Annotated in this window: 21 protein-coding genes and 1 riboswitch; of the genes, 12 read left to right on the top strand and 9 right to left on the bottom strand. The window is 34.6% G+C overall.

The genetic code is table 11. The features are described 5' to 3' along the window. Nucleotides 1-51: 51 nt before the first annotated feature. From yaaA to FHP04_RS11895, 4 genes are all read left to right on the top strand, one after another. Complete coding sequence (gene yaaA / locus FHP04_RS11910; RefSeq protein WP_139856358.1) at nucleotides 52-813, top strand: peroxide stress protein YaaA; 762 nt, start codon at nucleotides 52-54, stop codon at nucleotides 811-813. 50 nt (nucleotides 814-863) lie between these two features. Beyond that, nucleotides 864-1,523: a uracil-DNA glycosylase family protein gene (locus FHP04_RS11905; protein ID WP_139856357.1), complete on the top strand. Its 660-nt coding sequence runs from the start codon at nucleotides 864-866 to the stop codon at nucleotides 1,521-1,523. Between the two features lie 340 nt (nucleotides 1,524-1,863). Beyond that, nucleotides 1,864-5,370, top strand: a complete 3,507-nt coding sequence (locus tag FHP04_RS11900) for an HYR domain-containing protein (protein ID WP_139856356.1) — start codon at nucleotides 1,864-1,866, stop codon at nucleotides 5,368-5,370. Nucleotides 5,371-5,493: 123 nt separating this feature from the next. Further along, nucleotides 5,494-7,617 (top strand): M3 family metallopeptidase, encoded by a 2,124-nt coding sequence (locus FHP04_RS11895; protein WP_139856355.1) that lies wholly within the window; start codon nucleotides 5,494-5,496, stop codon nucleotides 7,615-7,617. A gap of 143 nt (nucleotides 7,618-7,760) precedes the next feature. Here FHP04_RS11895 and FHP04_RS11890 read toward each other — a convergent pair whose 3' ends face one another. Further along, nucleotides 7,761-9,929, bottom strand: coding sequence for a S46 family peptidase (locus tag FHP04_RS11890; protein ID WP_139856354.1), 2,169 nt, complete (start codon nucleotides 9,927-9,929; stop codon nucleotides 7,761-7,763). 189 nt (nucleotides 9,930-10,118) lie between these two features. After that, nucleotides 10,119-10,351: riboswitch (cobalamin riboswitch) on the top strand. 395 nt (nucleotides 10,352-10,746) lie between these two features. Here FHP04_RS11890 and FHP04_RS11885 point away from each other — a divergent pair. From FHP04_RS11885 to FHP04_RS11875, 3 genes are all read left to right on the top strand, one after another. Further along, complete coding sequence (locus FHP04_RS11885) at nucleotides 10,747-12,039, top strand: T9SS type A sorting domain-containing protein (RefSeq protein ID WP_139856353.1); 1,293 nt, start codon at nucleotides 10,747-10,749, stop codon at nucleotides 12,037-12,039. After that, nucleotides 12,036-13,010, top strand: coding sequence for a T9SS type A sorting domain-containing protein (locus tag FHP04_RS11880; protein ID WP_139856352.1), 975 nt, complete (start codon nucleotides 12,036-12,038; stop codon nucleotides 13,008-13,010). Before FHP04_RS11885 ends, FHP04_RS11880 begins: the two co-directional genes overlap by 4 nt. 244 nt (nucleotides 13,011-13,254) lie before the next feature. Then, a complete protein-coding gene (locus FHP04_RS11875; RefSeq protein WP_139856351.1) occupies nucleotides 13,255-13,449 on the top strand; it encodes a hypothetical protein in 195 nt (64 codons plus the stop codon). A gap of 135 nt (nucleotides 13,450-13,584) precedes the next feature. On the opposite strand, the gene FHP04_RS11870 is transcribed toward FHP04_RS11875, so the two are convergent. From FHP04_RS11870 to FHP04_RS11855, 4 genes are all read right to left on the bottom strand, one after another. Continuing rightward, on the bottom strand, nucleotides 13,585-14,094 hold the full coding sequence (locus tag FHP04_RS11870) for a T9SS type A sorting domain-containing protein (protein WP_139856350.1): 510 nt from the start codon (nucleotides 14,092-14,094) through the stop codon (nucleotides 13,585-13,587). Nucleotides 14,095-14,097: 3 nt separating this feature from the next. Next, nucleotides 14,098-14,334 (bottom strand): hypothetical protein, encoded by a 237-nt coding sequence (locus tag FHP04_RS11865; protein ID WP_139856349.1) that lies wholly within the window; start codon nucleotides 14,332-14,334, stop codon nucleotides 14,098-14,100. A gap of 123 nt (nucleotides 14,335-14,457) precedes the next feature. After that, the gene (locus FHP04_RS11860; RefSeq protein WP_139856348.1) at nucleotides 14,458-14,736 is read right to left on the bottom strand and encodes a hypothetical protein; all 279 of its coding nucleotides are present in this window, start codon (nucleotides 14,734-14,736) and stop codon (nucleotides 14,458-14,460) included. 30 nt (nucleotides 14,737-14,766) lie between these two features. Then, a complete protein-coding gene (locus tag FHP04_RS11855; RefSeq protein WP_139856347.1) occupies nucleotides 14,767-15,060 on the bottom strand; it encodes a hypothetical protein in 294 nt (97 codons plus the stop codon). 748 nt (nucleotides 15,061-15,808) lie between these two features. Between FHP04_RS11855 and FHP04_RS11850 the strand changes: the two genes are divergently transcribed. After that, nucleotides 15,809-17,404: an FMN-binding glutamate synthase family protein gene (locus tag FHP04_RS11850; RefSeq protein WP_139856346.1), complete on the top strand. Its 1,596-nt coding sequence runs from the start codon at nucleotides 15,809-15,811 to the stop codon at nucleotides 17,402-17,404. 58 nt (nucleotides 17,405-17,462) lie between these two features. On the opposite strand, the gene FHP04_RS11845 is transcribed toward FHP04_RS11850, so the two are convergent. Continuing rightward, nucleotides 17,463-18,008: a response regulator gene (locus tag FHP04_RS11845; RefSeq protein ID WP_158319140.1), complete on the bottom strand. Its 546-nt coding sequence runs from the start codon at nucleotides 18,006-18,008 to the stop codon at nucleotides 17,463-17,465. Between the two features lie 181 nt (nucleotides 18,009-18,189). Between FHP04_RS11845 and FHP04_RS11840 the strand changes: the two genes are divergently transcribed. Further along, a complete protein-coding gene (locus tag FHP04_RS11840; protein WP_139856344.1) occupies nucleotides 18,190-19,632 on the top strand; it encodes a sensor histidine kinase in 1,443 nt (480 codons plus the stop codon). 4 nt (nucleotides 19,633-19,636) lie between these two features. Further along, nucleotides 19,637-20,053, top strand: coding sequence for a response regulator (locus tag FHP04_RS11835; protein WP_139856343.1), 417 nt, complete (start codon nucleotides 19,637-19,639; stop codon nucleotides 20,051-20,053). A gap of 145 nt (nucleotides 20,054-20,198) precedes the next feature. On the opposite strand, the gene FHP04_RS11830 is transcribed toward FHP04_RS11835, so the two are convergent. Beyond that, nucleotides 20,199-21,611 (bottom strand): glycosyltransferase, encoded by a 1,413-nt coding sequence (locus FHP04_RS11830; protein WP_139856342.1) that lies wholly within the window; start codon nucleotides 21,609-21,611, stop codon nucleotides 20,199-20,201. 371 nt (nucleotides 21,612-21,982) lie between these two features. Here FHP04_RS11830 and FHP04_RS11825 point away from each other — a divergent pair, with 371 nt between their 5' ends. Further along, a complete protein-coding gene (locus tag FHP04_RS11825) occupies nucleotides 21,983-22,456 on the top strand; it encodes a hypothetical protein (RefSeq protein ID WP_139856341.1) in 474 nt (157 codons plus the stop codon). Between the two features lie 330 nt (nucleotides 22,457-22,786). After that, a complete protein-coding gene (locus FHP04_RS11820; RefSeq protein WP_139856340.1) occupies nucleotides 22,787-23,224 on the top strand; it encodes a nucleoside deaminase in 438 nt (145 codons plus the stop codon). Between the two features lie 401 nt (nucleotides 23,225-23,625). Here the strand turns inward: FHP04_RS11820 and FHP04_RS11815 are convergent, their stop codons facing one another. Further along, nucleotides 23,626-23,844 (bottom strand): hypothetical protein, encoded by a 219-nt coding sequence (locus FHP04_RS11815; protein ID WP_139856339.1) that lies wholly within the window; start codon nucleotides 23,842-23,844, stop codon nucleotides 23,626-23,628. Nucleotides 23,845-23,977: 133 nt separating this feature from the next. Further along, on the bottom strand, nucleotides 23,978-25,051 hold the full coding sequence (locus tag FHP04_RS11810) for a ThiF family adenylyltransferase (RefSeq protein WP_139856338.1): 1,074 nt from the start codon (nucleotides 25,049-25,051) through the stop codon (nucleotides 23,978-23,980). Nucleotides 25,052-25,054 lie beyond the last annotated feature (3 nt).

The following is a 25,054-nucleotide window of genomic DNA, read 5'->3' as shown; positions in this document are numbered from 1 at the left end:
TTTTGTTTAGTTGTGTTTCTTTTCGTTATTTTTGAAGCAAAAGCTAAGAAAATGAAAATAGTAGTTTCCCCTGCAAAAACGCTGGATTTTGAATCTAAACTCCCAACCCTTCGTGCCACTCAACCACAATTTTTAGAAGAAGCAGCGCTGATTAATAATAAACTTGAAAGAAAGAGCAAAAAGGCAATTGCTGATTTAATGAATATTAGTGATAAGCTTGCTGAACTAAACTACCAACGATATAAAGAATTTAATACTCCTTTCACGACAGAAAATGCTCGTCCTGCAGTTTATGCTTTCGCTGGCGATGTTTATGCGGGCTTAGACGCTTATTCTATTTCACTAGAAAAACTCGATCTTTTACAAGACTCCCTCCGTATTCTTTCAGGAATGTATGGAGTTCTACGTCCTTTAGATTTAATGCAGCCTTATCGGTTAGAGATGGGGACAAAGTTTTCTCTAAATAGAAAAAAAGACCTGTATGAGTTTTGGAAAAAAAAGCTTACTGAAACCGTAAACAAAGAATTACAAGATGATGAGCTTTTTATCAATCTTGCAAGTGTTGAATATTTTAACGCCATAGACCAAAAAAAATTAAAAGTTCCAGTGATTTCTCCGGTTTTTAAAGAATTCAAAAATGGAAAGCTTAAAATAATATCCTTCTTTGCTAAAAAAGCTAGAGGTAGTATGGCTCGCTTCGCAATAGATAAAGAAGTAAAAACTCTAGAAGATTTAAAAGCTTTTGATTACGATGGTTACGGTTATAGCGAAGAATACACCGAAAAAGAGAATGAACCAGTTTTTATAAGGTAGCATTTTAAAATTCCTAAATTGAAAGTAGTAATCTAAACTCTACAGTGCATTTGTTTCATCATTTACATCCATATCCTCCATTTATTCCTGAAACAGCAACGAAGTTGATTGTGGGTACGCTACCACCACCACGGTTCACTACTGGGGAATTAAAAGAAGGGGACGTAGATTTTTGTTACGGAAGTCGTGATGGACAATTGTGGCTTATTTTAGACAAAATATTCAATTTAAATTTAAAATTCGAAAACACTGCTGTGGCTATAGAACAGCGTGAACGATTTCTTATAAATCGAGGAATTGGTGTTTGTGATATGGTAGCCTCAGCAAAACGAGAAAAGGTTGATGCTTCAGATATTGGAATGAGCGATGTAGAGCTACGTGATTTGGTAGTCATACTTCAGCAAAATCCAAAGGTCAACACCTTGCTTTTTACAGGGGGAAATAGTAAAAATGGGCCAGAATACTTCTTTAGAAGAAAATTAAAAGAGTACAATATTTCACTTAAGGTAATTTCAAACAAAATACCTAGAATACATACTTTTCAATTGCCAAATAGCGGTAGGGAAATAAAAACAGTTTCTCTCATAGCTCCATCTGGAGCTGCAAATAGGGCTGTTGGTAGTCTTGCTTCTTATAAAAAAATGAAAGCAGATTTCCCCCAAAAAACTACAATAGATTTCCGCGTAGAACAGTATAGACCATTCTTCTAGTTTTTACAATTTACTTCATATAGATCAGTGAGCACATTAAATGTGGATCATATACTGTTTTAGAGCCTATGATAAATTGTTAAACAAACTACATTCACACTAGGCTAATACAAATTTGATTTTAGTCGGTATGCTATACAATTTTCACAGTTTGAGTCCCTTGATTTTGTATGTGTCTGTAAAGAAGATAGTTGCCTAATTTGTTAGAAAATCAGGCTAAAGTATAAATAAAATTGCGGGTTGTTTAATATTTTAATTATGCTTTTAATAATAATTTGTCAATTAATATAAAATACTGTACATTTAACGTGATTTTAACTATTAACTTAAATTATGTTTTATGAAAAAAATTACCTTTTTAACCTTAATGGCATTATTTCTTACCTCCTTGGGGTGGCAAGCCAATGCCCAATATTGTGCTGCTGCAGGAAACAGTACCACATGGGAAAATATTACAAATGTTACCTTTGCGGGCATTAATAATTCTACTACCGTTCATCCAGGATATAGCGATTTTACAAGTATGGTTGCAAGTCTTAGCCCTGGTGGAACTGAGCAATTATCAATCACCATAGATCCTGATGGTGGTGATTACTTATATGCATTTATCGATTGGAATCAAAACGGTGTTTTGGACGATGCCGGTGAGGCGTATAACATCGCTGGTCCTATTGGAACTAGTGGACCTCATACTATCAATATAACGGTTCCTGCTTCTGCCTCACTTGGGGATACTCGTATGAGAATTAAATTGAAATGGGGAGCATCAGATCCTGGACCTTGTGGTACTTTCTCTTTTGGAGAAGTTGAAGATTACACTGTAAATGTTGGAACCGTAGTTGGTAATCCACCTGTTATTTCTTGTCCTACGGATATCACAGCCTATACTGAGGCTGGCGTATGTACTGCAGCGGTAAATTTCAGTGATGCGATTGCGTTTGATACTGAAGATGGTGCGATTCCTACAACTCAAACTGCTGGTCCTGCTAGTGGAAGTGACTTCCCTTTAGGGGTAACTGTAGTTGAGTATTCTGCAACCGATAGTGATGGAAATACTGTTACTTGCCAATTTGAAGTTAATGTAATAGATGACGAAGCTCCTGTTGCGGTTTGTCAAGACATCACAATAGATCTTGATTCCGTAACTGGAATGGCCTCAATTACTGGTACAGATATAGATAATGGTTCTACCGATAATTGTGGAATTGCTTCTTATACTCTAGATATTTCAAGTTTCGATTGTTCAATGATTGGAGAAAATACGGTAACCCTAACGGTAACTGATAACTCAGGAAATTCATCAACCTGTACAGCTACCGTTACTGTTCAAGATACTACTGCACCTGAGGTTTTCTGTGTTGGAGGGTTTGGAAACTTTTCAGAGTCTGAAGATTTTGAATCGGCTTCTGTTCCTGCTGGATGGACAACTAATATAATTCTAGGTTCTCAAGATTGGACTTTCGGTTCAGGTGAAATGCCAACTGGGGGTGATTTCCCAACCAATGCTGCCATTTTTGATGATGACGCAGCGGGAAGTGAAGATAATATTGCAGAGCTTATTTCTCCAGTTTACGATTTAACGGGGGCAACCGCTGCAGATATTTCATTCGATTATGCACTTCAAGATTTCGCAGGTTTAGGTTTATTGCGTGCCGAAGTTTGGGATGGAGCTGCTTGGCAAGAAGTTTTCTTAGCTGATAATGCAGATATCGACCCTACAAACACTGGTGCAATTGATGTAACGGCATATATAAACAATGCCTTCCAAGTTAAATTCACTTTTGATGATGAAACAGGATGGAACTGGGGTGCCGGTGTAGACAACTTCTTACTAAACTATCAAGCTGCTTCAGGTGGTGGATTAGACGTATATCTTGATGCTAATGGTGTAGCAAGTATTGATCCTAGTGATCTTGTAACAGGTGTTACAGAGGCTTGTGGATACACAATTACCGCTGGAGGTGTTGGTGGAGGAGCTCAAGGTTCCTTAACAAGTCTATTTGCTTCTGGAAATAATGGATCTATGGGTGGTGCCGTATATTTCGATATTACAGTTGGTCCAAGCGATTTAGATATTACAGAAATTGATATAAATACCGCAGACCCAGGCGCATTTACCATGGATGTTTATACTCTAGTAGGGACTTATGTTGGTAATGAGGCCAATGCCGCCGCGTGGGGAACAGCTGCTGCAGTTGGTTCTGGAACAGGTGCAGGGCAAGATGCTCCATCTAATGCTGTATTAGATAATCCTATCACATTAAGTGCAAATACCACTTACGGTATTGCATTGGTATTAGATGCTACTCATGGTCATTATTATACAAATGGTGATGGAAGTAATCAAAATTTCTCTAATGCTGATATGTCTATGTCTTTGGGGGCTGCCTCTAATACGCCTTTTACAACGCCAATTTTTGCACCAAGAGTATTTAATGGTACAGTTCATTATGTAACAGGTGGTGGTTCCGGTCTTGATTTTACATGTGCCGACCTAGGTGAGAACTTGGTAGAAGTTACTGTAACCGATTCTAGCGGAAATACTGCAACTTGTATAGCTGTAGTTAATGTTATTGATAACATCGCACCAGTAATTACCTGTGGTGTTGTACCTGTAACCACAGAATTGGAAGAATTTGAAGGTTCAACTATACCTTCTGGATGGACAACTGAGGTGCTTAGTGGTACAGCAGATTGGGCTTTCGGATCTGGTGATATGCCTACAGGAGGAGATTTCCCTACAAACGCAGCAATCTTTAATGACGATGCAGCAGGTAGTGGTCAAGTAAACATGGCATCATTAATCTCTCCAGCATACGATATTACAGGAGCTGTTACAGCATCTGTATCATTTGACTATGCATTGCAAGAATTCGCAGGTGATGGTACACTTACAGTAGATGTATACGATGGTACAGCTTGGCAGCAAATTCTTTTTGTTGAGGTTGATACCGATCCTACAAACTCTGGTAGTATAGATGTTATGCCATACGCCAACGCCAATCTTCAAGTTCGTTTTACTTTTGACGATGAAGGCTCATGGGGATGGGGTGCTGGAGTTGATAACTTCGAGATTACTTACGAGACTTCTGCAACTGGTAACATGATAGATGTTGCTCTTGGTGCAGATGGAACGGCTACAATAGACCCTTATGCTTTACTTTCAAACATAGATGAAGCTTGTGGAATAGATACTATAGCAACTGATGTAACAACTGTAACTTGCGCAGATATAGGAACTACAGTAATGGTAACTGTATTTGTAAGTGACGCAAGCGGAAACGTTGCTTCATGTGTAGCAGAAGTGAATGTTGTTGATTTATTAGGACCAGAAATTACTTGTCCTGCAGATCAAACAGTTGATCCTGGTGTTGGAAACTTATATTATATCGTTCCAGATTACTTTGCAACAGGAGAAGCTACTGCAATGGATAATTGTACAGACCCTGTTACTATTACTTCGCAAGATCCAGCTCCTGGAGCTGCCTTGCCAGATGGAGTACATACAATTACTTTAACTGCAACAGATGAATATGGAAATTCTTCTACTTGTAGCTTCGAACTTACTGTTGAAACTGTGCTTGGTGCAAATGAAAACTCTTTAGAAACTGGAGTTACATTGTATCCTAACCCAGCTAGCACAATGGTAAACCTTGTTAATAAAACCAATATTGCTCTTGAGTCGATGACAATTTTCGATGTGAGTGGTAAAATGGTTAGCGAGATAAACCTAAGCGCTATGCAAGGGGAGAAAGCAGTTGATATTTCGACTCTTGCTACAGGAGTGTATGTTGTTCAAATTGTTGGTGACAACGTAAGTACTGTTAAACGATTGATAGTAGAATAATTCAAACTATAAAATAACCAATCAAAAAAAGGAGACCCCTTCAGCTTTTGCTGAAGGGGTTTTCAATTTTGTTGCGAAAGGTTATTACGTATCTTTACAGTTATATTTTAAAAAATCAACATAATGAAAAAAGTTATTCCGTTTCTTACCCTAGCGTTGCTAGTGGTAGGTTGTAACAATTCTAAAGAGAAAGAGAATAAGAGTAAAAGCGAGGATGAAATGAGTACAGAAAATCCATTATTTTCTGAAAGCACCTTGCCTTATGGTGCTCCAGATTTTTCAAAGTTAAATGACCATCACTATAAGCCAGCGTTGCTTAAGGGTATCGAAGAGCAACAAAATGCAGTGCAGGCCATAGCAAATTCTGAAGAGGAACCTACTTTTGAAAATACAGTTCTGGCACTGGAAAAAAGTGGAGAATTGTTAGAAAGAGCTTCACAAGTGTTTTATGCGCTAACAGGTTCGCATACTAACGAAACCTTACAAGCTATTCAAGAAGAAATGGCTCCAAAATTTGCAGCGCAAAACGATATGATTTATCTAAACGATAAATTATTTCAACGTTTTAAAACTTTATACGATAAAAGAGAGTCATTAAATTTAGATGCTGAGTCGTTAAAGCTTTTAGAAGTATACTATGAGAATTTTGAAATAGCAGGAGCAAATCTTTCGTCGGAAGATAAGGAAAAACTAAAGCAGTATAACGAAAAAATAGCAACACTTACTAATAAGTTTGGTAAAGTGCTTTTAGATGCTAACAATGCAGGTGCAGTTACATTTACAAATAAAGAAGAGTTGGCTGGATTAGATGAAGATTATCTTAAGTCGATTGAAAATGAGGATGGAAAAGGTTGGACAGTAGCTTTATTAAATACTACCCAACAACCACTATTGTCGTCTTTGGAAAATAGAGCAACACGTGAAAAATTATTTAAGGCTGCATTCCACAGAGCAGATCAAGGAGCAAATAACACTAGCGATATAATTAAAGAATTAGTTGAGGTTCGCGCTCAAAAGGCAAAACTTTTAGGGTTTAACAATTATGCTGAATGGAGTCTTCAGAAAACAATGGCAAAAAGTCCAGCAACAATTAATAAGTTTTTTGAGGGGTTAATAGCTGCTGCAACTGCAAAAGCTCAAGTTGAGTCTGATGAAATTCAAAAAATGATTAAATCTAAAGGTAGAGATTTCACTTTAGAACCTTGGGATTGGAATTATTATGCTGAAATGGTTCGTAAAGAAAAATACGACCTAGACGAGAATCAGATTAAGCCTTATTTCGAAATGTATAACGTGTTGGAGAACGGTGTTTTCTATGCTGCAAACAAGCTTTATGGAATTACACATAAAGAAAGAACCGACATTCCTGTGTATCACGAGGATGTAAAGGTTTATGAGTTATTCGAAGAAAATGGTGACCAACTAGGACTGTTTTATGTAGATTATTTTGCTCGCCCTAGCAAAAGAGGAGGAGCTTGGATGTCTAATTTTGTAACACAATCTAAGCTATACAACAAAAAGCCAGTAATTTATAATGTATGTAATTATCCAAAACCAGCTGGAAATGAACCTGCACTATTAACTTACGATGAGGTAGAGACTATGTTCCACGAATTCGGTCACGCGCTTCACGGGTTTTTTGCAGCCCAACAATATCCTTCACTTTCAGGAACAGCAGTTGCTCGCGATTTTGTTGAGTTTCCATCACAGTTCAATGAAAACTGGGCCTTATATCCAGAAATTTTGAAAAACTATGCAGTGCATTATAAAACAGGAGAAAAGATTCCACAGGAACTAATTGATAAAATTAAAAATTCTGGCACTTTTAATCAGGGCTATAGTCTTACAGAAAACTTAGCAGCTTCTAATTTAGATATGCAGTGGCATACTATTACAGCTGATAAAAAGATAGAAGATGTTGCTAAATTTGAAAAAGACGCTTTAAATAGAACTAAATTGGATGTAGTTCACGCTGTGCCTCCTAGATACCGTTCAACGTATTTTGCACACGTTTTTGCTGGAGGTTACGCTGCAGGTTACTATTCGTATTCTTGGACCGAAATGCTACACCACGATGCTTACAATTGGTTTGAAGAGAATGGAGGGATGACACGTGAAAACGGGCAGCGCTTTAGAGATATGGTATTGTCTAGAGGAAATACTATGGAGCTTGAATCAATGTACAAAGCTTGGAGAGGAAGTGATCCAAAAATAGAGCCTATGCTAAAAGCTAGAGGGCTGAAATAAGTAGGGTACTTTGAAGTATTCTAATATCTCTCAAAGTAAGCATTAACCACAAACCGTTTATTTGTGGTGTAGAAATTAAAAGCCCCCAACTTTCGTTGGGGGCTTTTAATTTAAAAAAATTTGAGGTAATTACCCTAGGCTTATTACTTTCTCTTCTTAGATTTCTTATTTCCTTTTTTAGGGTGAACAAGTTTCATTTCATCAATAAGATTTGTTGCTCCTGCATACTTATCTACTATAAATAATACGTAGCGAATATCAACCATAATGTTTCTTGAAAGAGAAGGGTCGTAATAGTAATCACTCATTGTACCCTCCCAAACACGGTCGAAGTTTAGGCCGATTAGGTTTCCGTGTGCGTCGATAGCAGGGCTACCGCTATTTCCACCTGTAGTGTGGTTGGTACCGATAAAGTTTACAGGCATTTTTCCATTTTCAGCATATTGGCCGTAATCTTTAGCTTCGTATAAATCTATTAATTTTTGAGGTACATCAAACTCATAATCTCCTGGAATGTATTTTTGCATAACACCTTCAAGATGTGTTACTGGCTCGTAATAAACAGCATCAGCAGGAGAGTAACCTGCTACTTTTCCGTAAGTAACACGTAGTGTCCCATTTGCGTTAGGAAAAATTCGATCTTCTTTTGGGCTTAGTTCAATCAACGCTTTCATATAGTCACGTTGTAATCCAGTAATGTTTAGCTGAATTTCTTCATATTTAGGAGCGATTTTTTCGAAATATGCTTCTGCCATATCCTTCACAACTTTAAAACCTGGGTCGTTGTTAAGATTTGAAATTACAGTTTCGGCGTCACCTTCTAATAGTTTCTTCAATGAGTCGTAATCTACAAAAGCAGACTTACTGTATACCTCTTCAGTTAGTGCTTTTGAATCAATGTTATTAAATGAAGCAGGTAAAAACTCCTGTGGAACTTTATCGGCATAGATAGCAATTAAAGCTTCAAAAACCTCTTTGTCAACTTTTGCACTGTAGTCTTTATAATGGCCAGACATTCTCTCTACCATATTATCTCTTCTATCTTCAAAAGACTGAGCCCCTCTAGCATCATATACTTGAGTGAGCTGATAAGCTTGAAATCCAGTGCGAAGTAACTCCACATTTCTTAAAACCGTTTCAAAGAAATACTCACGAGCTAAAGTGTAAGGTTCAATTTCGGCGTAATACTTCTCAAATTGGGGTAGCAAATTTCCGTATTCATTTTGCTTTCCTTTTTTGTTTATTTGATTAGTAAGCGCTTTTTCTTGTTTCTGTTTAATACCAACGGCATTACTTTTTGTCAATCCAAGTGTTTCCCCTTGCCACTTTTTCCAATAGTTTGCGATACGTGCAAACTTTGATGCATATTGAATTTTAATTTGTGGGTCGGCACGCATATATTTATCCTGTACAGCTAAGGCAGCATCGCGAATTGCAATACGAGCAGGGTTTACCGTATTTATAATTTGTTCAATAGCTACTGAGGGTAAATATTCGTCGGTTGTTCCTGGAAATCCAAACACCATTGTGAAATCGTTTTCAGCTACTCCGTCTAATGAAATTGGAAGGAAGTGTTTTGGAGTATAAGGTACATTGTCTTCCGAATATTCTGCTGGACGATTGTTTTTGTCTGCATAAATTCTGAAAAGTGCAAAATCACCTGTATGGCGTGGCCAAATCCAGTTGTCGGTATCGCTACCAAATTTTCCGATAGAAGAAGGAGGGGTTCCTACGAGGCGAACGTCCTTAAAAGTTTCAACTACAAATAGCATGTATTGGTTTCCTTCAAAGAATGTACGCACTCGGTTTTCTTGCCAAGCTTCTTTCGGAAAGCTTTGTGAAACTTGAGCGATGTTTTCTTCTATTTTTTTCTGCTTATCGGCTTCAGGCATTGATTCTGTAACACCGTTCATTACTTGAGTGGTAACATCTTCAATTTTAATTATAAAAGTTGCTGTTACTCCTGGGTTTGGCAATTCTTCTTTCAAGTTCATTGCCCAGAAACCGTTTTCTAAATAATCGTTTTCGAGTGTTGAATGACTTTGAATTTGCGAATAACCGCAATGATGGTTAGTTAGTAAAAGTCCTTGGTTACTAATAACTTCAGAAGTACAACCACCATTAAAATGTGGTACCGCATCTTTTAAGCTAGCGTTGTTTACATCGTAAATATCTTGGGCAGACATTTTCATTCCAAGATTTTTCATTTCAGACTCATTCATTCCTTCTAAGAGCGAAGGAATCCACATTCCTCCTTGCTGCGCAAAGAGAGGGACGGATAAAAAGATAAAAAGTACACGTAATAATTTCATAGAATAATTTTTAAAGAATAATTGTCTGCAAGATAAGAATACCATGACAATTTTGAAGATTTTTAAGTGCGATAACTTATTTAACCTTCATTTTGGCTCCATATTTCATTGATAAACATTAGGGTATATAAGTCGTTTTACATTTTTGAAAATCTCATGTTTTGTAATAATTCACAATGAAATTTTAATTAGTTTTGCGCCACGTTTGGTTTGTTGCTGAAAAATTTCAGCACAATTAAAAGGGAATCAGGAAAAGTGAATTTTTGCACTTAATAAAAGCCTGAGCTGTTCCCGCAACTGTAAGCTTAGTCCCAAGATTGGGACGTCTGTAATTAAAACTTCAAAATCCACTGTTGGTGAACCAATGGGAAGGAAAATTACAGGACGCGAGCCAGGAGACCTGCCAAATGCCTAATAACATAAAACAATGGCTTTCGGGTAAAAAGCTTCAGGTTTATGAACGATTACTGCTGTAAACTAATTATTTGTATTACTATCCATTTTCTGAGATTCGCTCAGAGAAACGGCATAACTGTATTTAAATTTTTTCTTCAGAAAATCTATCCTAAGTTATTGTTTTCACTGCTTTCTACCAACCTAAGGTGTACAAAATATCACTATAAATGTTTTCAAGATAAACACTTAGATATAATCAAATTAATCAACCTAAATGTGTTTAAAAACTCCTGTTTAGGTTTTTGTAAATCAAAGCAAATTAGTAGTGATTTAAACTTGATTTGTAATTCAAGTGCGTGATCATTGGTAGACTAAATCTCAAATAAATTCAATTCTAAATAAATTTTATAAAAAAGTGAACATGAAAAATTATTACAACAACTTACTAACCGTAGCGGCTACATTATTATTTTGTATTTGTAGTTATTCTCAAAATTATGAAGATGGAATATTTATCTTAAATGAAGGAATGATAGGAACCGAAACAGCTTCAGTTTCATTTCTAAATTCAAATGGTGCATTAGAAAATAATGTTTTTTCAAATCAAAACATGGGTATGGCATTAGGTGATACTGGTCAAGGAATGGGGTTTACAGAGGATTTTGCTTATGTCGTTTTAAATTATAGTAATGAGGTTAAAGTGATGAATAGAACAACTTTTGAAATGGCTGCTAGCATCACAGACCAAATGGTTTATCCTCGAAATATTGCCTTTTCAGGTGACAAAGCATATGTCACCAATTGGGGTAATCCAGGAGATGATTCCGACGATTTCGTTGCTGTTATAGATTTAACAACAAATGAAGTTACTTCAACAATTCCTGTTGCTGAAGGGCCAGAAGAAATAGTTGAGAAAAATGGTGTTCTATTTGTTGCACATCAAGGAGGCTATGGTTTTGGGAATTCTATTTCAATTATTGATGCTGCTACTAACGAGGTTACTGAGGTAGCTGTGGGCGATGTGCCTTCAGCCTTACGCGTTGATGATGACTTCCTTTATGTTCTTTGCACCGGAAATCCAAGTTATTCAGGAAATGAAACATCTGGAAAGATTGTAAAAATTAGCCTAAACGACTATCAGAACACTACAGAATTCACATTTCCTGGTTTAGATCATCCAGAATTTCTAGGTCTAGATGCTACTGATCTTTATTACGTATTAAATAGAAATATCTACAAAATGTCATTGACGGATACTGAACTTCCAGCTCAGCCATTTATTATTACATCTTCAAACAACGTTCTAATTCCTTATGGGTTTAATAAGATAGCTGATAAGTTGTATTTAACCGATGCCGTAAATTATGTGAATGATGGGAAAGTTTATATCTATAATGAAGATGGAAGTTTTGAAACAGAATACACTGTAGGCCAATTACCAAATGGAGTATATAAATATGAAGCCCAAACAGCATCGGTGTCAGATTTTGTAGCGAATAACATCGCGATCTACCCTAATCCTGCGACAGATGGTTTCAACCTCAATATTAATGGGAATGCAGAAATTTCGATTTACGATACATCAGGAAGAATGGTAAAAGCTGGAGTTTATAGCAATGAAACGGTAAAAGTAAACGACTTAAAAGCTGGAGTTTACTTAGTGCAAATAGCTTTTGAAGGAAATATTTCGACAGAGAAGTTAATTGTAAAATGAGGGTAATTTTTATCTTATTTCTGATGACTACTTGTTCGCTGCAGGCGCAAAGTTATGCGCCTGCAGCTGGCCAAGTTGGGTCAACAGCCATTGCAGCGGATAGTGCCCTTTTTGTTTCTTGGGCAACAGGTGTTAGTATTGAAAGAGGTTATGTAGATATTTCGAATCCGGATTATCAGGCTAACGGTAGTAACTTTACAACTTATGGTGAGCCCGATAATGCAAAAGGTCCTGCCACAAATAGTGCGGTAAGCTTGGGAGATGGTGGGCAAGCCATATTAACTTTTGATAGCCCCATAAAAGATGGTCCCGGCTTTGATTTTGCTGTTTTTGAAAATAGTTTTAGTGATTTTTATTTGGAATTAGCTTTTGTTGAAGTAAGCTCCAACGGAATTGATTTTTTTAGATTTCCTTCTCATAGCCAAACTCAAACAGAGATTCAAGTGGAAGGGTTTGATGAATTAGATCCTACCTATATAAATAACCTAGCAGGTAAATATCGGGCGATGTTTGGAACTCCATTCGACCTTGCGGAATTACAAGAAGATCCCCTACTTGATAAAAATAATATTACTCATATTAAGATAATAGATGTTGTGGGAAGTCTAAATTCTAATTATGCAAGTTATGATAGTCATGGAAATATTATAAACGATCCTTTTACAACCCCATTTCATTCAGGTGGGTTTGATCTGGATGCTGTAGGTGTTATAAATGAACAGCTTTTAGGTGTAGAGGAAAAAGAAAGTAAGAAGTTTCAGGTATATCCTAATCCTGCAGTTACACAACTTTTTATCAGAAACTCAAATTCTTCTCAAGCTAAAGTATATGATATGGGTGGGCGTTTGGTTTGTTCTAAACAATTAAATAAAGATGATTTTATCGATGTTTCCAACCTTCCAAATGGGGTATATGTATTAATGTTGATTTTTAATGATACTGTTAGTCAGCATCGTTTCCTAAAACAATAAACCTGTTAATCTTGAATAAATAGGAAGCTAGATTGCTTTTTAAACCAAATGTGGAGAAATTAAATATGTGAAGTTTTGCTTAAAACACTACTTCTCGCAGCCAAATCAAACTTTGAATTGTCAATATTATATCCTTAATGTTAAGTTTATGATAATTAAGGCATAAGGAAATGTTATGTAGGGTAAATCTAAAATTATTCGTGTTAATTTTATTACCGAAATTAAAACTAACAAATTAAATGCTATGAATAGGATAGATATACTTCGCAGTACAACTGAAAGTTTGATAGCTCAATTAAACTTACAGCTAAAGTTATCCAAAAATGAAACACTTGATGAAAATCATAATAAATCGAAATCTACAGTAGGAGCCAGGAATAAGAAAAAAAATAAAACTGTAAATAAGAAAAAATCTAAAAATATACGATATACATTTTAGTTTAATAGATTTCACTATCCTTTAGTTTAAGAAAAATCTTAAATAACCAAGATATTAAAAAAGCTTCCAAATTATTGGAAGCTTTTTATTTACTGAATTAAACTTGGTTAATTATTCAATTTTGATTTTCACTACTTATCTTTTTTGTTCATTCGCTATACTTAATAAATACAATCCTTTCGATAAGTTTGAGTGATTAAAGGTATAGGTGTAATTATTGCTTGTAGCATCTACAATTTCTAAAATGCCTTCTGAAATTACTCTGCCTTGAATGTCTAATAATTGGAACTTTCCGTTATAGTTTGATAGTACGGTAAACTGTCCAGAATTTGGATTAGGGTAATCAACAATATTAAAGTTGTTATTTGTAACGTCCATATAAGACACATAAGGAGTACCATCATTTGCAACGTTTATATCCATATGGTATCCGTTGCCAACTGTGCCACCTACTTGAGTCCAATTTGAACCATCGTACTTATAAACTTTTAATAAACAATTTACAGTAATAATGTATGGAGTGCTATCGGGAGCTAGAGCCATTGCAGCTTGTCCTTGTTCGCCAGTAGTTTTATTACCTAATAATGCCCAAGAATCATTTTCGTAAGTGTAAACTGATATTTCATTATTTGAATTTGCAGACATTACTTATGGAACTCCAATACTGTTTATTTCTAAATTTAGATCATATGCAATACCATCGGTAAACCCTTCTTGGCCTACAACATGCCAATCTACTTCACCAGAATCTACTACTTCAACTTCAAAATATTGTTGTTCAGAGGAATTTCCATCCGAAAGCATTTGTGTAACTAGATAAGTTCCTTCTTTAGTTGGTGTTCCTATTAAACTAGCTGTAGTCTCACCTTTTATTGTTAAGGTCATCCAATAGGGAATATCAACAGCAGTAATTGTTAAGTCTAAGTTATCTGGATCGTGGGTTAAAATTTCATAATGATAATTTACACCAACTAATGCACTTGTTTCACCTTCAGATACAAAAAATGATTAAGCATTAATATGGCCTGGAAGATATGCACTTTTACCCGCATTAAGTATTTCACCTGTAGTAGCATTTGTAATATAACCTACTACATGAGTGTATTCTCCATTATATTCTTCAGGTAATGTCCAAGTAATGGTATGAGAGTGTTGTGAACCTGCAGAAATCGTACTAGGTAAACTTCCAGCATCTCCTACATATTCAGTAGCTAAATAACGGGCTACGTGGTCGTAAACCAATTGTCTAGCAGGTACAGGGTCTGGTAAGTTTTCCCAACCACCCATTTCGACAGTGCCACCAGAGTAAGCATTATATTAATCGTAACCGCTACTAGTGCCTGTTATAACATCTTCAACAACCACAGCTCCTAATGTATAGTCCCCTGATAATGCAGTAAAGAAATCGGCAGTAACTGTCATGGATAAATTACACGTGCCAGGGTTAAAAATAGTTTTGACTGAAATGTCAGTTGGGGGAGTGTTGTTAATTTGGTTGATTACTTCAGTTTTCCAATATAATGTGCCAACTCGTAGTGCAACGCGATCAACATTTCCATTCGGTAAACCAGTGATGGTAGTGGCTGCAGCATAATCAGGCGTGCTCTTCATTACGTTACCCATTTGTATTGCAACAAAAATAACGACGTGTTCTTAAATCATTTGTTGTTCGAAAACAATTCCGCACGGACACCAATTACACCAAGTACCAGTGCCTTCTTCTATAAGAACTCTTTTTGTTTGTGCTTTAATCTTATCTAACTAATTAAAAATAAAATGAGAAGTAAGTAAAGTTTTATTATAGGATGTATTGTGTTTTAAAATGTATTATTGTTAAAATTGAGTGAATATATTGAATATATATGACAAAAAGCATGAAGTATTGTGATTTTACTTTGATTAATTATTGATTATATAATTATTTTCTTTTTTAATTAATATAGGGTTTTAGTGTTATTTCTTTTGGAAATCAAGGTGAAAACATATGAATTTAGCCTAACCTAATTTGTATTCAATTAATTAGCATATTTGCAAGTTAAAAGGGCGTGATTTGGTTGTTGAATAGATATTGAATAATTAGTTTTGCTCTTTTATTCAGTTATGTAAAAACTTATAATTGTTGAATTAATAATTACAGTTATTTTGAAAGGAATCTAAGTGATTTAAAGTTAGCGGCATTTATTTATCATTTATATTAATACATTTAAAAACTCTATTTTCATATTAGTATCTTGAGAAATAAGTTGTAATTTCGTCCTTAATATTTAAAATCTACAGCTTACTGATTATCAGAATTTTATATTTTATAAGAGCTAATATATTCTATAAAACATAGACCCAATTTCAATAAATCCCAATTATGCGTACTCAATTCTTTATATTTTCGAGTGTTTTGCTTATAATAACTTTTGCATTAGGCTACTACCTAGACCCTTCATGGTATGTGTTTTTTGTAATCGTTTTCTTGTTTACTGCTTTAGGGTATTACGACATACTTCAAACGCGGCATACAATTATGCGAAATTATCCCGTTTTCGGTCGTTTGCGTTATGTACTTGAAGAACTTCGTCCAAAATTGTATCAATACTTTATTGAATCTGACATTGATGGTCGTCCTTTTAATAGAGTAGATCGTTCAACTGTATATCAAAGAGCAAAAGGGGTTAGAGATACTATTCCTTTTGGAACGCAATTAGACCTTTATGCTGAAGGCTACGAATGGATTTGTCATTCAATAGCACCAAAGGCTTTTGATACCTTAAATAACGATCCACGTATCATGATCGGTAATAAGGATTGTACACAACCGTATTCTGCTAGTATTCTAAATATTTCTGCGATGAGTTTTGGAGCGCTAAGTTCCAATGCTGTAGAAGCTTTAAACGCTGGTGCCAAAATTGGAAATTTCGCCCATAATACTGGAGAAGGAGGTTTAAGTCATTATCACTTAAAGCACGGAGGAGATTTAATCTGGCAAATTGGAACAGGTTATTTTGGTTGCCGTACCGAAGATGGTAAGTTTAACCCTGAATTATTCGCAGAAAAAGCTAAACATCCTAATGTTAAGATGATTGAGCTTAAAATTTCTCAAGGAGCAAAACCTGGGCATGGTGGAATACTTCCTGCAGAGAAAAACTCTGAGGAAATTGCTAAAATTAGACATATTAAACCTCACGTAAAAGTTGTGTCGCCACCTTACCATTCTGCGTTTGATACGCCTATGGAAATGATTAAGTTTATTCAAAAACTAAGAGAGTTGTCGGGAGGTAAACCAGTTGGATTTAAACTGTGTATTGGTTATAAGAGTGAGTTTATTGCAATCTGTCAAGCAATGGTTGAACTCGATTTGTATCCAGACTTTATTGCGGTAGATGGAGGAGAAGGAGGAACTGGAGCTGCACCACCAGAATTTAGTAATTATGTAGGTGCACCGTTGTTAGATGGTTTAGATTTCGTTCATAACATCTTAAATGGTATGAATATTCGTCGACATATTAAGGTGATTGCTTCAGGTAAAATTACTTCTGCGTTCCATATTGCTCGTGCTATTGCTTTAGGAGCAGATGGATGTTACCAAGCGAGAGGTATGAAAATGGCTATTGGGTGTATTCAAGCTTTACTTTGTAACACCAATAAATGTCCTGTAGGTATTACTACTCAAGACCCTAAGTTAACAGTAGGTTTGGTTCCAGAAGATAAGAAAACTCGTGTTGCTAATTATCACGAAAAAACAATTAAGAATTTCGTGGAATTATTAGGAGCTACTGGTGTAGATGAAACTAGAAATCTTACACGTACTCATATTTATAGAAGAGTATCATTAAATGAAATGATTACTTACGAAGAGCTATTCCCGTCTATTAAGGAAGGTTCTATGCTAAATGGTGATATTCCTAAAAAATATCAGATGGATTTCGCTTACGCCGATAAAAACCGTTGGGGAATTCACCCATAATCGATAATAAGTTAAAGACAAAAAAGAGTCTGATTCTACAGTAGAATCAGACTCTTTTTTATTTCCTAAATAGGTTCAATATCTTGTCTAATATCGTTGGTTCTTTCTGGTTCTCTTTATCCTCTTCTTCATAATCATCACCAAAAGTGTATTCTCTTAAAAAGTCGCTATGAGATTTGCTAGAATCGTATTTTCGTCTCTGCCTATCTATACGGTCCATTTTATCTTGACTATTTGCTATAATAGTCTCAAATAACGGGAGTAATCTTTCATTAAGGGTATTAATAGGTTCTTTTAGAAAAAAACCTTCGGCACCACTCTTTAATAATTCATCCTTATCTCCTTCGTATTTTAAATTTCCTGTGATAACTACTATTGGAATATTGTCGTTATAATTTTTAGAAATTCTAATTACATCAAATGCATTCATTCCTACAAGTTTAAAGTCGGTGATAACCATATCTGGAATGTATGTTTTTAAAGCATTTATTAAACTTATCTCGCTATCTACAAATCGAATTTCAGGATTTACTGAAATTTTTTTAAGCTGTCGTTGAAGTAAAAAAGTATCTGATACTAAATCTTCAACTATCAAAAAATTCATATTATCAGGTAAAGCCATCTTGGATAGGTTGTGGTTAGACTAGTAAATTTATCTAATTATTTTGTCATTTTATACTTTCGGTGGATTATTTGAAATTATTTTTTGGATTATTGTCATGTAAATCTAGTTCATTACCTTTGAAAGGATAGCTGTATTTTTTTACAACTTATACCATTTGCCTATGAAAAGAATCAGAAAAGTAGGTTTAACTAATTTTATACTACTAGTCTCTTCGCTTATTCTTGTGATTATCTTAATAGGATTTTCATTTATGCAAAATGCTGATTCTGCCGATGAAATTGCTGAAAGTTGGAAGGTAAAAAATAATATTGATCAAATTTCTTCAACAATATCTAAAATGGAGAGCTTTGGCTTAACCTATAGATACACTAATAATATTAAGTATAAAGAAGAATTCAGGTTAGCTGAAAAAGAATACGACACATTATTAAAATCGTTAAGATATTTAGTTCGTGAAACAGAACAACAAGTAAAACGGGTAAATACGATTGAGGCTAAAATGGATGCTAACCTTAAATTGTTGGACAGTATTTTATTAAATCCAACTTCTAATTTATCTTCAATTGAGAATGATAATCATCGAGATGTTCATTTTAATGATGATGTAGCATTAATTTTGAAAGATATGTTAATAACTGCCGATGTTATTCTTGATAAACGAATTAGAAAGTTTACTGCTTGGAAGCTTATAATTCTAGCAGGTTTGGGGATTGCTACTATTATAGTTTTCCTTAGTCTGTTTAACTTAATAAAAAAGATTAGACCTTTAATAGAAGAGCTTCTCCAAACACAGTCCGATTTAGAACGTTCAAATAAAAACTTACAACACACTTTAAAAGATTTAAAAATTTCTAATGCCGAAAAGCAAAAGGAAATTAAAGCAAAAGAAAAGGCTATAGAAGAGGCAGATAAATTAAATGAATCTCTTATCGTAAAAAATCAACAATTAGATCATTTTGCCTACGTAGCTTCTCACGACTTGCAAGAACCATTACGTACAGTTTCAAACTACTTAGAAATATTTCAAGAAGATTTCCCGGAACGAGTGGAAGGGGAAGCTGTAATGTATTTTAACTTCATAAATAAGGCAGTAGAACGAATGCGAAACCTTATTAGCGGACTCCTTTCTTTTTCCAGAATTGGTACAATCGGTCAGATGGAGGAAGTGAACTTAAATGAAACATTAGAAAAAATTAAAGATGATTTCGCTGTAGTAATTGAAGAACGTGGAATTGTAATAGAGCACGACCATTTACCAACAATAACAGGGTACAGAATTGAAATAAAACAATTATTTCAAAATCTCATTTCTAATGCTATAAAATTCACCAAACCAGAGGTAAAACCTAACATTAAGATATCTTTCGACGAAACAGCTAACTATTTCAACTTTCATATAAAAGATAATGGAATAGGTATTCCTGAGAAAGATTTCACTAAGGTTTTCGATATGTTTAGCAGGCTTAATAGCAATAAAGACTATGAAGGTCAGGGGATAGGATTAGCATTTTGTCAGAAAATAGTCGAACTTCATTTGGGTAACATTTGGGTAAGTTCTACTTTTGGAGTTGGTACCACTGTTCATTTTACTTTAAAAAAATAACTATATGAAAAAATTGAAGAATGTTTTGCTTATTGACGATTCGGAAAGTGATAATTTCTATCACGCTCGAAAAATCAAGAAAATGGGGATAAGCGATAATATTCATATATGCTATAGCGGACATGAAGCCTTAGAATATCTAAAAAGTGAACTAGACGGTAAACACCCACAGCCTACATTGATATTTTTGGATATCAATATGCCAGGAATGAATGGATGGGAGTTTTTGGAAGAATATGAAAAACTTACGGTGTCTCAGCAAGGAGAAGTTGTGCTTACAATGCTAAGTAATTCAATAGACGAAAGAGATAAATCTAGAGCTATGGAATTTAAAAGTGTACATGGTTTTTATAACAAGCCCCTTAATGAAGATTACCTTAAGACTATAATAGATACTTATTTAAAAAAATACCTTACCTAACCCCGGCTTTTCGAGTAGAGGTGTATTGAAATAGCCCTTTTTATTATTAATCTTCTTTAAATACAGCCATAAAAAAGGCCAGCACATAAATAGTTGGTCAATTGGGTGCTGGCCAGAAATCCTATCGGATCTTAATTTATAACTGTTATCCTCGCGTTAACCAGCCTCTTTTGCTAGCTGTAGCGATTGCGTAAGGAGTAATCCAAAATAATGCAAAAGTGTATAATATGCTATATGAATACGCCCAAAAAGACTCTGATATATTGTATCGTTTAGCATAGAACAACATCGGGAAACTTGAAAATATGAGAATTCCGAATAGCGTAGAGCTAAAGAACAATATCGGGTGTGTTACTATAAAGAATAACATAAACAGAATAAATGGATAGCTCATTATAATCTTCAACGATTGACTTATAAATAGTAATCGTATTCCAGATTTTGATTCTTCTCTAAAATTAGTGAAAACATATTTAGACATTTCAATGTTTTCGCGCACATTACTACGTCCCCATCTAATGAACATTTTATATAGTCCCTTATAACTTTCAGGTACGTTGGTATAAGCATAAGCATTACGCTGAAACAACACTTTATTACCTTGTTTCAATATCATATTAGTCATAGCTCTATCTTCGCCTATATCTGATGGTTTCCCCATAAATGTTTGGTTTATCCATTCGGGAAGTACAGCAAAAACAGCACTTCGGCGGTAGGCAGCTAATGCTCCTGGAGTACATAATACTGAGTTAAGGCTGCTTTCTGCGGAACGTACAAATTCAAAACTAAGTACGAAACTTACATCGAGCATTTTTGGTAAAAGCGCTTTTTTATTGTTTAATACTCGTATGTTTCCAGCTACGGCACCGCATTTTTCATCTAGAATAAACGGGCTAACCAAATTTCTTAAAGTATCTTCATTTACAACAGAATCACTATCCACAGTTACAAACACATCTCCAGTACCAATGTTGAATCCACGATAAAGCGCGTGACGTTTACCTTTGTTTTTTGGTTGTTGAAATATAGTAACTCTATCTCCTAATTCTTTTTTGGCTTGTTGCATCCAATGCCAAGTATCATCTTTACTCCCGTCGTCAATAGCTAATAATTGCAATTTTTCTGCTGGGTAATCACTGTTGGCTAAACTTTTTAATGTTTCCCACACTTGTTTCCCTTCATTGTAAGCAGGAACTATTACTGTACAAGTAGGTAATTCCTCATCACTTACAGATGCTATAGGTTTGTATTTGAAATATCTAATAAGGGTATAAACAAAGAACCCAGCTTTAAAGACTAAAAGAGCAGTGGCCATAACTAAAAATCCATAACCAAGGGTGGAACTAATACGTTCTTCACGAAAATTGGCAAAGTCGGTATCTAGATAGAAAAAGAGATAGGTAGCAATAAAAATTAATAAGAAAGTACTAGCAAGCACAAATATCCCCCAAGGGTTTGTACGTGAAACCGACTTATTTTGGCTAGTGTAATTAGTAGCTACTTGTTCTGTAGATTTATCTAAATGATTTCCTGAAGTGTCTTGTGTGTTGTTGTTCATTTTAAATCCTTAATTGATTTTTAATCGCTTTTAAAAATTGTTTATCAGTTCGAGGAAGTGTTTAGCAACTGTTGTGCCGTGTGAGGTTTACTAGGTTTTGTTGAGCATTTGAGGATTTACAGCTACAAAAAGTGTATAAATTTTATACAGTTGGATATACAATTATACAGTTTGGATAGTAAGTGAGTCTAGATTATGTAGATTGTTGTTGAGCTTTTAATATGGAGTAATAATTGCTATAATTACTATTATAAGAAACTAGTTAAGATCTAAATGTTTCGTAAGTTAGTATTAGTTTGTTCGTTTTTTCAACTATTGGAAAAACGAACAATTTTAATGTTTAAGAGAAAAATAATTTTAAAATAATAACTATGAATACCATTAAAAGCTTGTCATTAATCACTTTATTAGGTTTGTTTACCGCTTGCGGCGTAACAAAAACAGATTCCGATAGAAACACTAACTCAAATCCGGTTGAAGCTACCAATAGGGGTAGAGCAAATACTGATGTTGCAGTTAAAGGTGATAGATCTAATAAATTTCAACAGCTATCTACAGAAACTCCTAACAAAGAATTATCAAGTAAACAGATTGAGGAAGCTGCTAAGGCTAAGAATCAAAAAATGTTTGTAGATCTAGGAATGACGGAGGAGCAAGTAAATAGATTTAATAGTGAATGGAATAGAATATTGCAAAATTGGAATAATAACAACCGAAATAAGGAAATGAATAGCTTTGAGCGCACCGAACTTCAAGACAATATTTTAAGTAAAATACTAAGTGAAACCCAGTTTAAAAATTACCGAGTTTGGGCACGTGAAAATGCAGGAAACCGATTAGATTAATTCGGTGGAATTAAGATTTAAATTGGATCTTGTAGCTAATTTTTGAGTATTAGTACTTGATAAGTACGTGGCAATACGTATTGTTTTCATGCGTTAGAAATTGTTACTTTGGTAAAAGCGTATAAGTATATTTTAGTGGGTTGTTGAAATATTAATAATATTTACCCCACAATATTTATATAATAGACTTTCCCGTCAAAATTTAATTTCAGAAATTTCTGATTTAAATATTAAAATCCCCTTGTTGTAACATTTAAATATACTTTGGTTTTAAAAAAGCCGAACTTTTGAGTATGAAATTTATTAACTTATAAAGTTTGAATATTAATTATGGATACATTTTTTTCAGAAGCTTTAAAAGAAGCAGAAATAGGTATAGCAGAGGGCGGAATCCCTGTTGGAGCTGTTTTGGTGTATAATGGGGAAATTATTGGACGTGGACATAATAAAAGAGTGCAAAAAGATAGTCCCATTATACACGCAGAAATGGATGCCATTGAAAATGCTGGACGGCAATCTGTTTCAATTTATAAGGAAAGTGTTTTATATACCACTTTATCTCCTTGTCCGATGTGTGCTGGAGCTATTTTACATTATGGTATTCCAAAGGTTGTTATTGGTGAAAACACCAATTATCTAGGTGCGGAGGATATGTTGATAGAAAATGGAGTTTCGGTGATTGTGTTAAACGATAGAAGGTGTAAACAACTAGTAGATTACTTTATTTCTGAAAATCCTGAGCTTTGGAATGAGGATGTTGGAGCGTGATTATTTTTTTATGAAGATTTGTGCAAATTCTTGTAAAAAAATGGTCAGATAATAAAATAAAAATTTCCTGTTTACCTTATTATGAAATAAAAATCGACTTGAATTTTTTTAAAATAAGAGTGTAGAGTATTAAGCTAGATTTATGAATCTAGTAATAATGTAATTTGAAGATATTTATTAAACCGTTATAGTCTTTCTTGTAGCTCCATAATAATGAATAGAGCTAAGAAAAGTCCAACAGTCCATATTGCTAATAAACCTAATCCCATACGGCAAACTTACTAAATTTATTTAATCGATTTCAACTATTTTCCTGAAAAATTTAAAGAAGAAAAACTTAGCAATAATAGATTTGTGAAGTAGCTAAGAAATCCAGTTTTACAGCAGATTTAAACCCCCTTTTAATCGTCACAACCTAAATATGTTACGTTGTTTCCCTCACTAGCTTGCTGTGAAAGTACAGGCTCTCCGTCGCTGCAATTAACGACATCGCCATAAAAAACGCCTTCATTTCCAAGAAATTTTCCTCTGCAATTGCAGTTGTCATCAGAACCACATCCTAATAAAACTGTTGCTGCTAAAAGGAAACCTAATTTCTTAATATTTTTAATTTTAAACATAAAGCAATTTTTAATTTTCTTAATGGTTGTTGTACACCTGCAAAGATATAGAAAGATTGTTGAGTGTAATTGGTTATACTATTTTAGGATATACATTCTCAATTGCTATAATTTTTATGCTAAAACTATTGCACTAAAGAATAACAGCAGCAGTGTTAATGCCACCTTTTAGACTTACTAGTTTATTCTCGAAGTTTTTACTTTTAAGCATCTTAATTGCAAGCTTACTGCGTACTCCAGATTTACAAAAGGCCAATAAGGGTTTGTTTGCTGTTAGCTCGGTATATCTATCTTCCAATTCCTCTAAAGGAATATGAAAACTTTCGATATAAAGTTTCTCTCGTTCCGCTTTGCTTCTTACATCTAATACATTAAAAGTATCTGCCTCTTGCAGATATTCTTGATACGTTATTTCCTCAAACCCATCATCCAGACCACAAAACGTTTGATAATCTTGCACTAAAGATGCTATTACAAGGAAAGGATTCTTTTTAAAATGAAATATTTCCTGTTTTAATGTAAGCGCATTAAAAGTTAATAGCTTCCCAGACAGTATATTGCCTAAGCCTAAAATGATCTTTAAAACTTCATTTGCTTGTAAGCTTCCAATTATACCTGGTAGAATCCCCAATACTCCTGCTTCTGAACAGTTAGGAACTAGTTTCGGCGAAGGTGGGGTAGGGAATAGGCATCTATATGTGGGTCCGTTATGATAGTTGAACACAGAAAGCTGTCCTTCAAACTTGTTTATCGACCCAAATACTACCGTTTTTCCCAAAATTACAGCAGCATCATTTATCAAATATCGAGTAGGGAAATTATCGGTGCCATCTACAATGATATCGTAGTTTTCAAATAAATCAAGGGCATTGTCATTACTTAATTTGGTAATGTAGCTGTTTAGTTGAACAAAAGGATTTAATTTTTTCAATCGGGACACAGCTGCTTCTACTTTATACTTTCCTATATCTTCAAGAGTGTAAAGAATTTGTCGTTGCAGATTGGTTTGATCCACGATATCAGCATCAACAACTCCTATGCTGCCAACCCCTGCTGCGACTAAATATTGCAGCGCCGGACAACTTAAGCCACCAGCACCAATAACTAAAACTTTTGCTTGCTTCAACTTTAATTGACCTCTTTCTCCAAATTCTTCAAGACTAAGATGTCTACTATATTGAGAGGTTTCTTCTGCGGTTAATTTCATTTT

The sequence above is a fragment of the Aequorivita sinensis genome (assembly GCF_006346335.1).
Lineage (GTDB): Bacteria > Bacteroidota > Bacteroidia > Flavobacteriales > Flavobacteriaceae > Aequorivita > Aequorivita sinensis.
Note: the sequence above shows the minus strand (reverse complement) of the source record. Positions and strands in the feature narration are given on the sequence as shown.

Coding starts and splice junctions, on each gene's coding strand:
- FHP04_RS11875 (WP_139856351.1), top strand. CDS start 13,255: ATGAATAGGATAGATATACTTCGCAGTACAACTGAAAGTTTGATAGCT.
- FHP04_RS11880 (WP_139856352.1), top strand. CDS start 12,036: ATGAGGGTAATTTTTATCTTATTTCTGATGACTACTTGTTCGCTGCAG.
- FHP04_RS11865 (WP_139856349.1), bottom strand. CDS start 14,334: ATGACCTTAACAATAAAAGGTGAGACTACAGCTAGTTTAATAGGAACA.
- FHP04_RS11815 (WP_139856339.1), bottom strand. CDS start 23,844: ATGTTTAAAATTAAAAATATTAAGAAATTAGGTTTCCTTTTAGCAGCA.
- FHP04_RS11820 (WP_139856340.1), top strand. CDS start 22,787: ATGGATACATTTTTTTCAGAAGCTTTAAAAGAAGCAGAAATAGGTATA.
- FHP04_RS11870 (WP_139856350.1), bottom strand. CDS start 14,094: ATGTCTGCAAATTCAAATAATGAAATATCAGTTTACACTTACGAAAAT.
- FHP04_RS11850 (WP_139856346.1), top strand. CDS start 15,809: ATGCGTACTCAATTCTTTATATTTTCGAGTGTTTTGCTTATAATAACT.
- FHP04_RS11860 (WP_139856348.1), bottom strand. CDS start 14,736: ATGGGTGGTTGGGAAAACTTACCAGACCCTGTACCTGCTAGACAATTG.
- FHP04_RS11825 (WP_139856341.1), top strand. CDS start 21,983: ATGAATACCATTAAAAGCTTGTCATTAATCACTTTATTAGGTTTGTTT.
- FHP04_RS11835 (WP_139856343.1), top strand. CDS start 19,637: ATGAAAAAATTGAAGAATGTTTTGCTTATTGACGATTCGGAAAGTGAT.
- FHP04_RS11855 (WP_139856347.1), bottom strand. CDS start 15,060: ATGAAGAGCACGCCTGATTATGCTGCAGCCACTACCATCACTGGTTTA.
- yaaA (WP_139856358.1), top strand. CDS start 52: ATGAAAATAGTAGTTTCCCCTGCAAAAACGCTGGATTTTGAATCTAAA.
- FHP04_RS11830 (WP_139856342.1), bottom strand. CDS start 21,611: ATGAACAACAACACACAAGACACTTCAGGAAATCATTTAGATAAATCT.
- FHP04_RS11885 (WP_139856353.1), top strand. CDS start 10,747: ATGAAAAATTATTACAACAACTTACTAACCGTAGCGGCTACATTATTA.
- FHP04_RS11840 (WP_139856344.1), top strand. CDS start 18,190: ATGAAAAGAATCAGAAAAGTAGGTTTAACTAATTTTATACTACTAGTC.
- FHP04_RS11890 (WP_139856354.1), bottom strand. CDS start 9,929: ATGAAATTATTACGTGTACTTTTTATCTTTTTATCCGTCCCTCTCTTT.
- FHP04_RS11895 (WP_139856355.1), top strand. CDS start 5,494: ATGAAAAAAGTTATTCCGTTTCTTACCCTAGCGTTGCTAGTGGTAGGT.
- FHP04_RS11845 (WP_158319140.1), bottom strand. CDS start 18,008: ATGAATTTTTTGATAGTTGAAGATTTAGTATCAGATACTTTTTTACTT.
- FHP04_RS11810 (WP_139856338.1), bottom strand. CDS start 25,051: ATGAAATTAACCGCAGAAGAAACCTCTCAATATAGTAGACATCTTAGT.
- FHP04_RS11900 (WP_139856356.1), top strand. CDS start 1,864: ATGAAAAAAATTACCTTTTTAACCTTAATGGCATTATTTCTTACCTCC.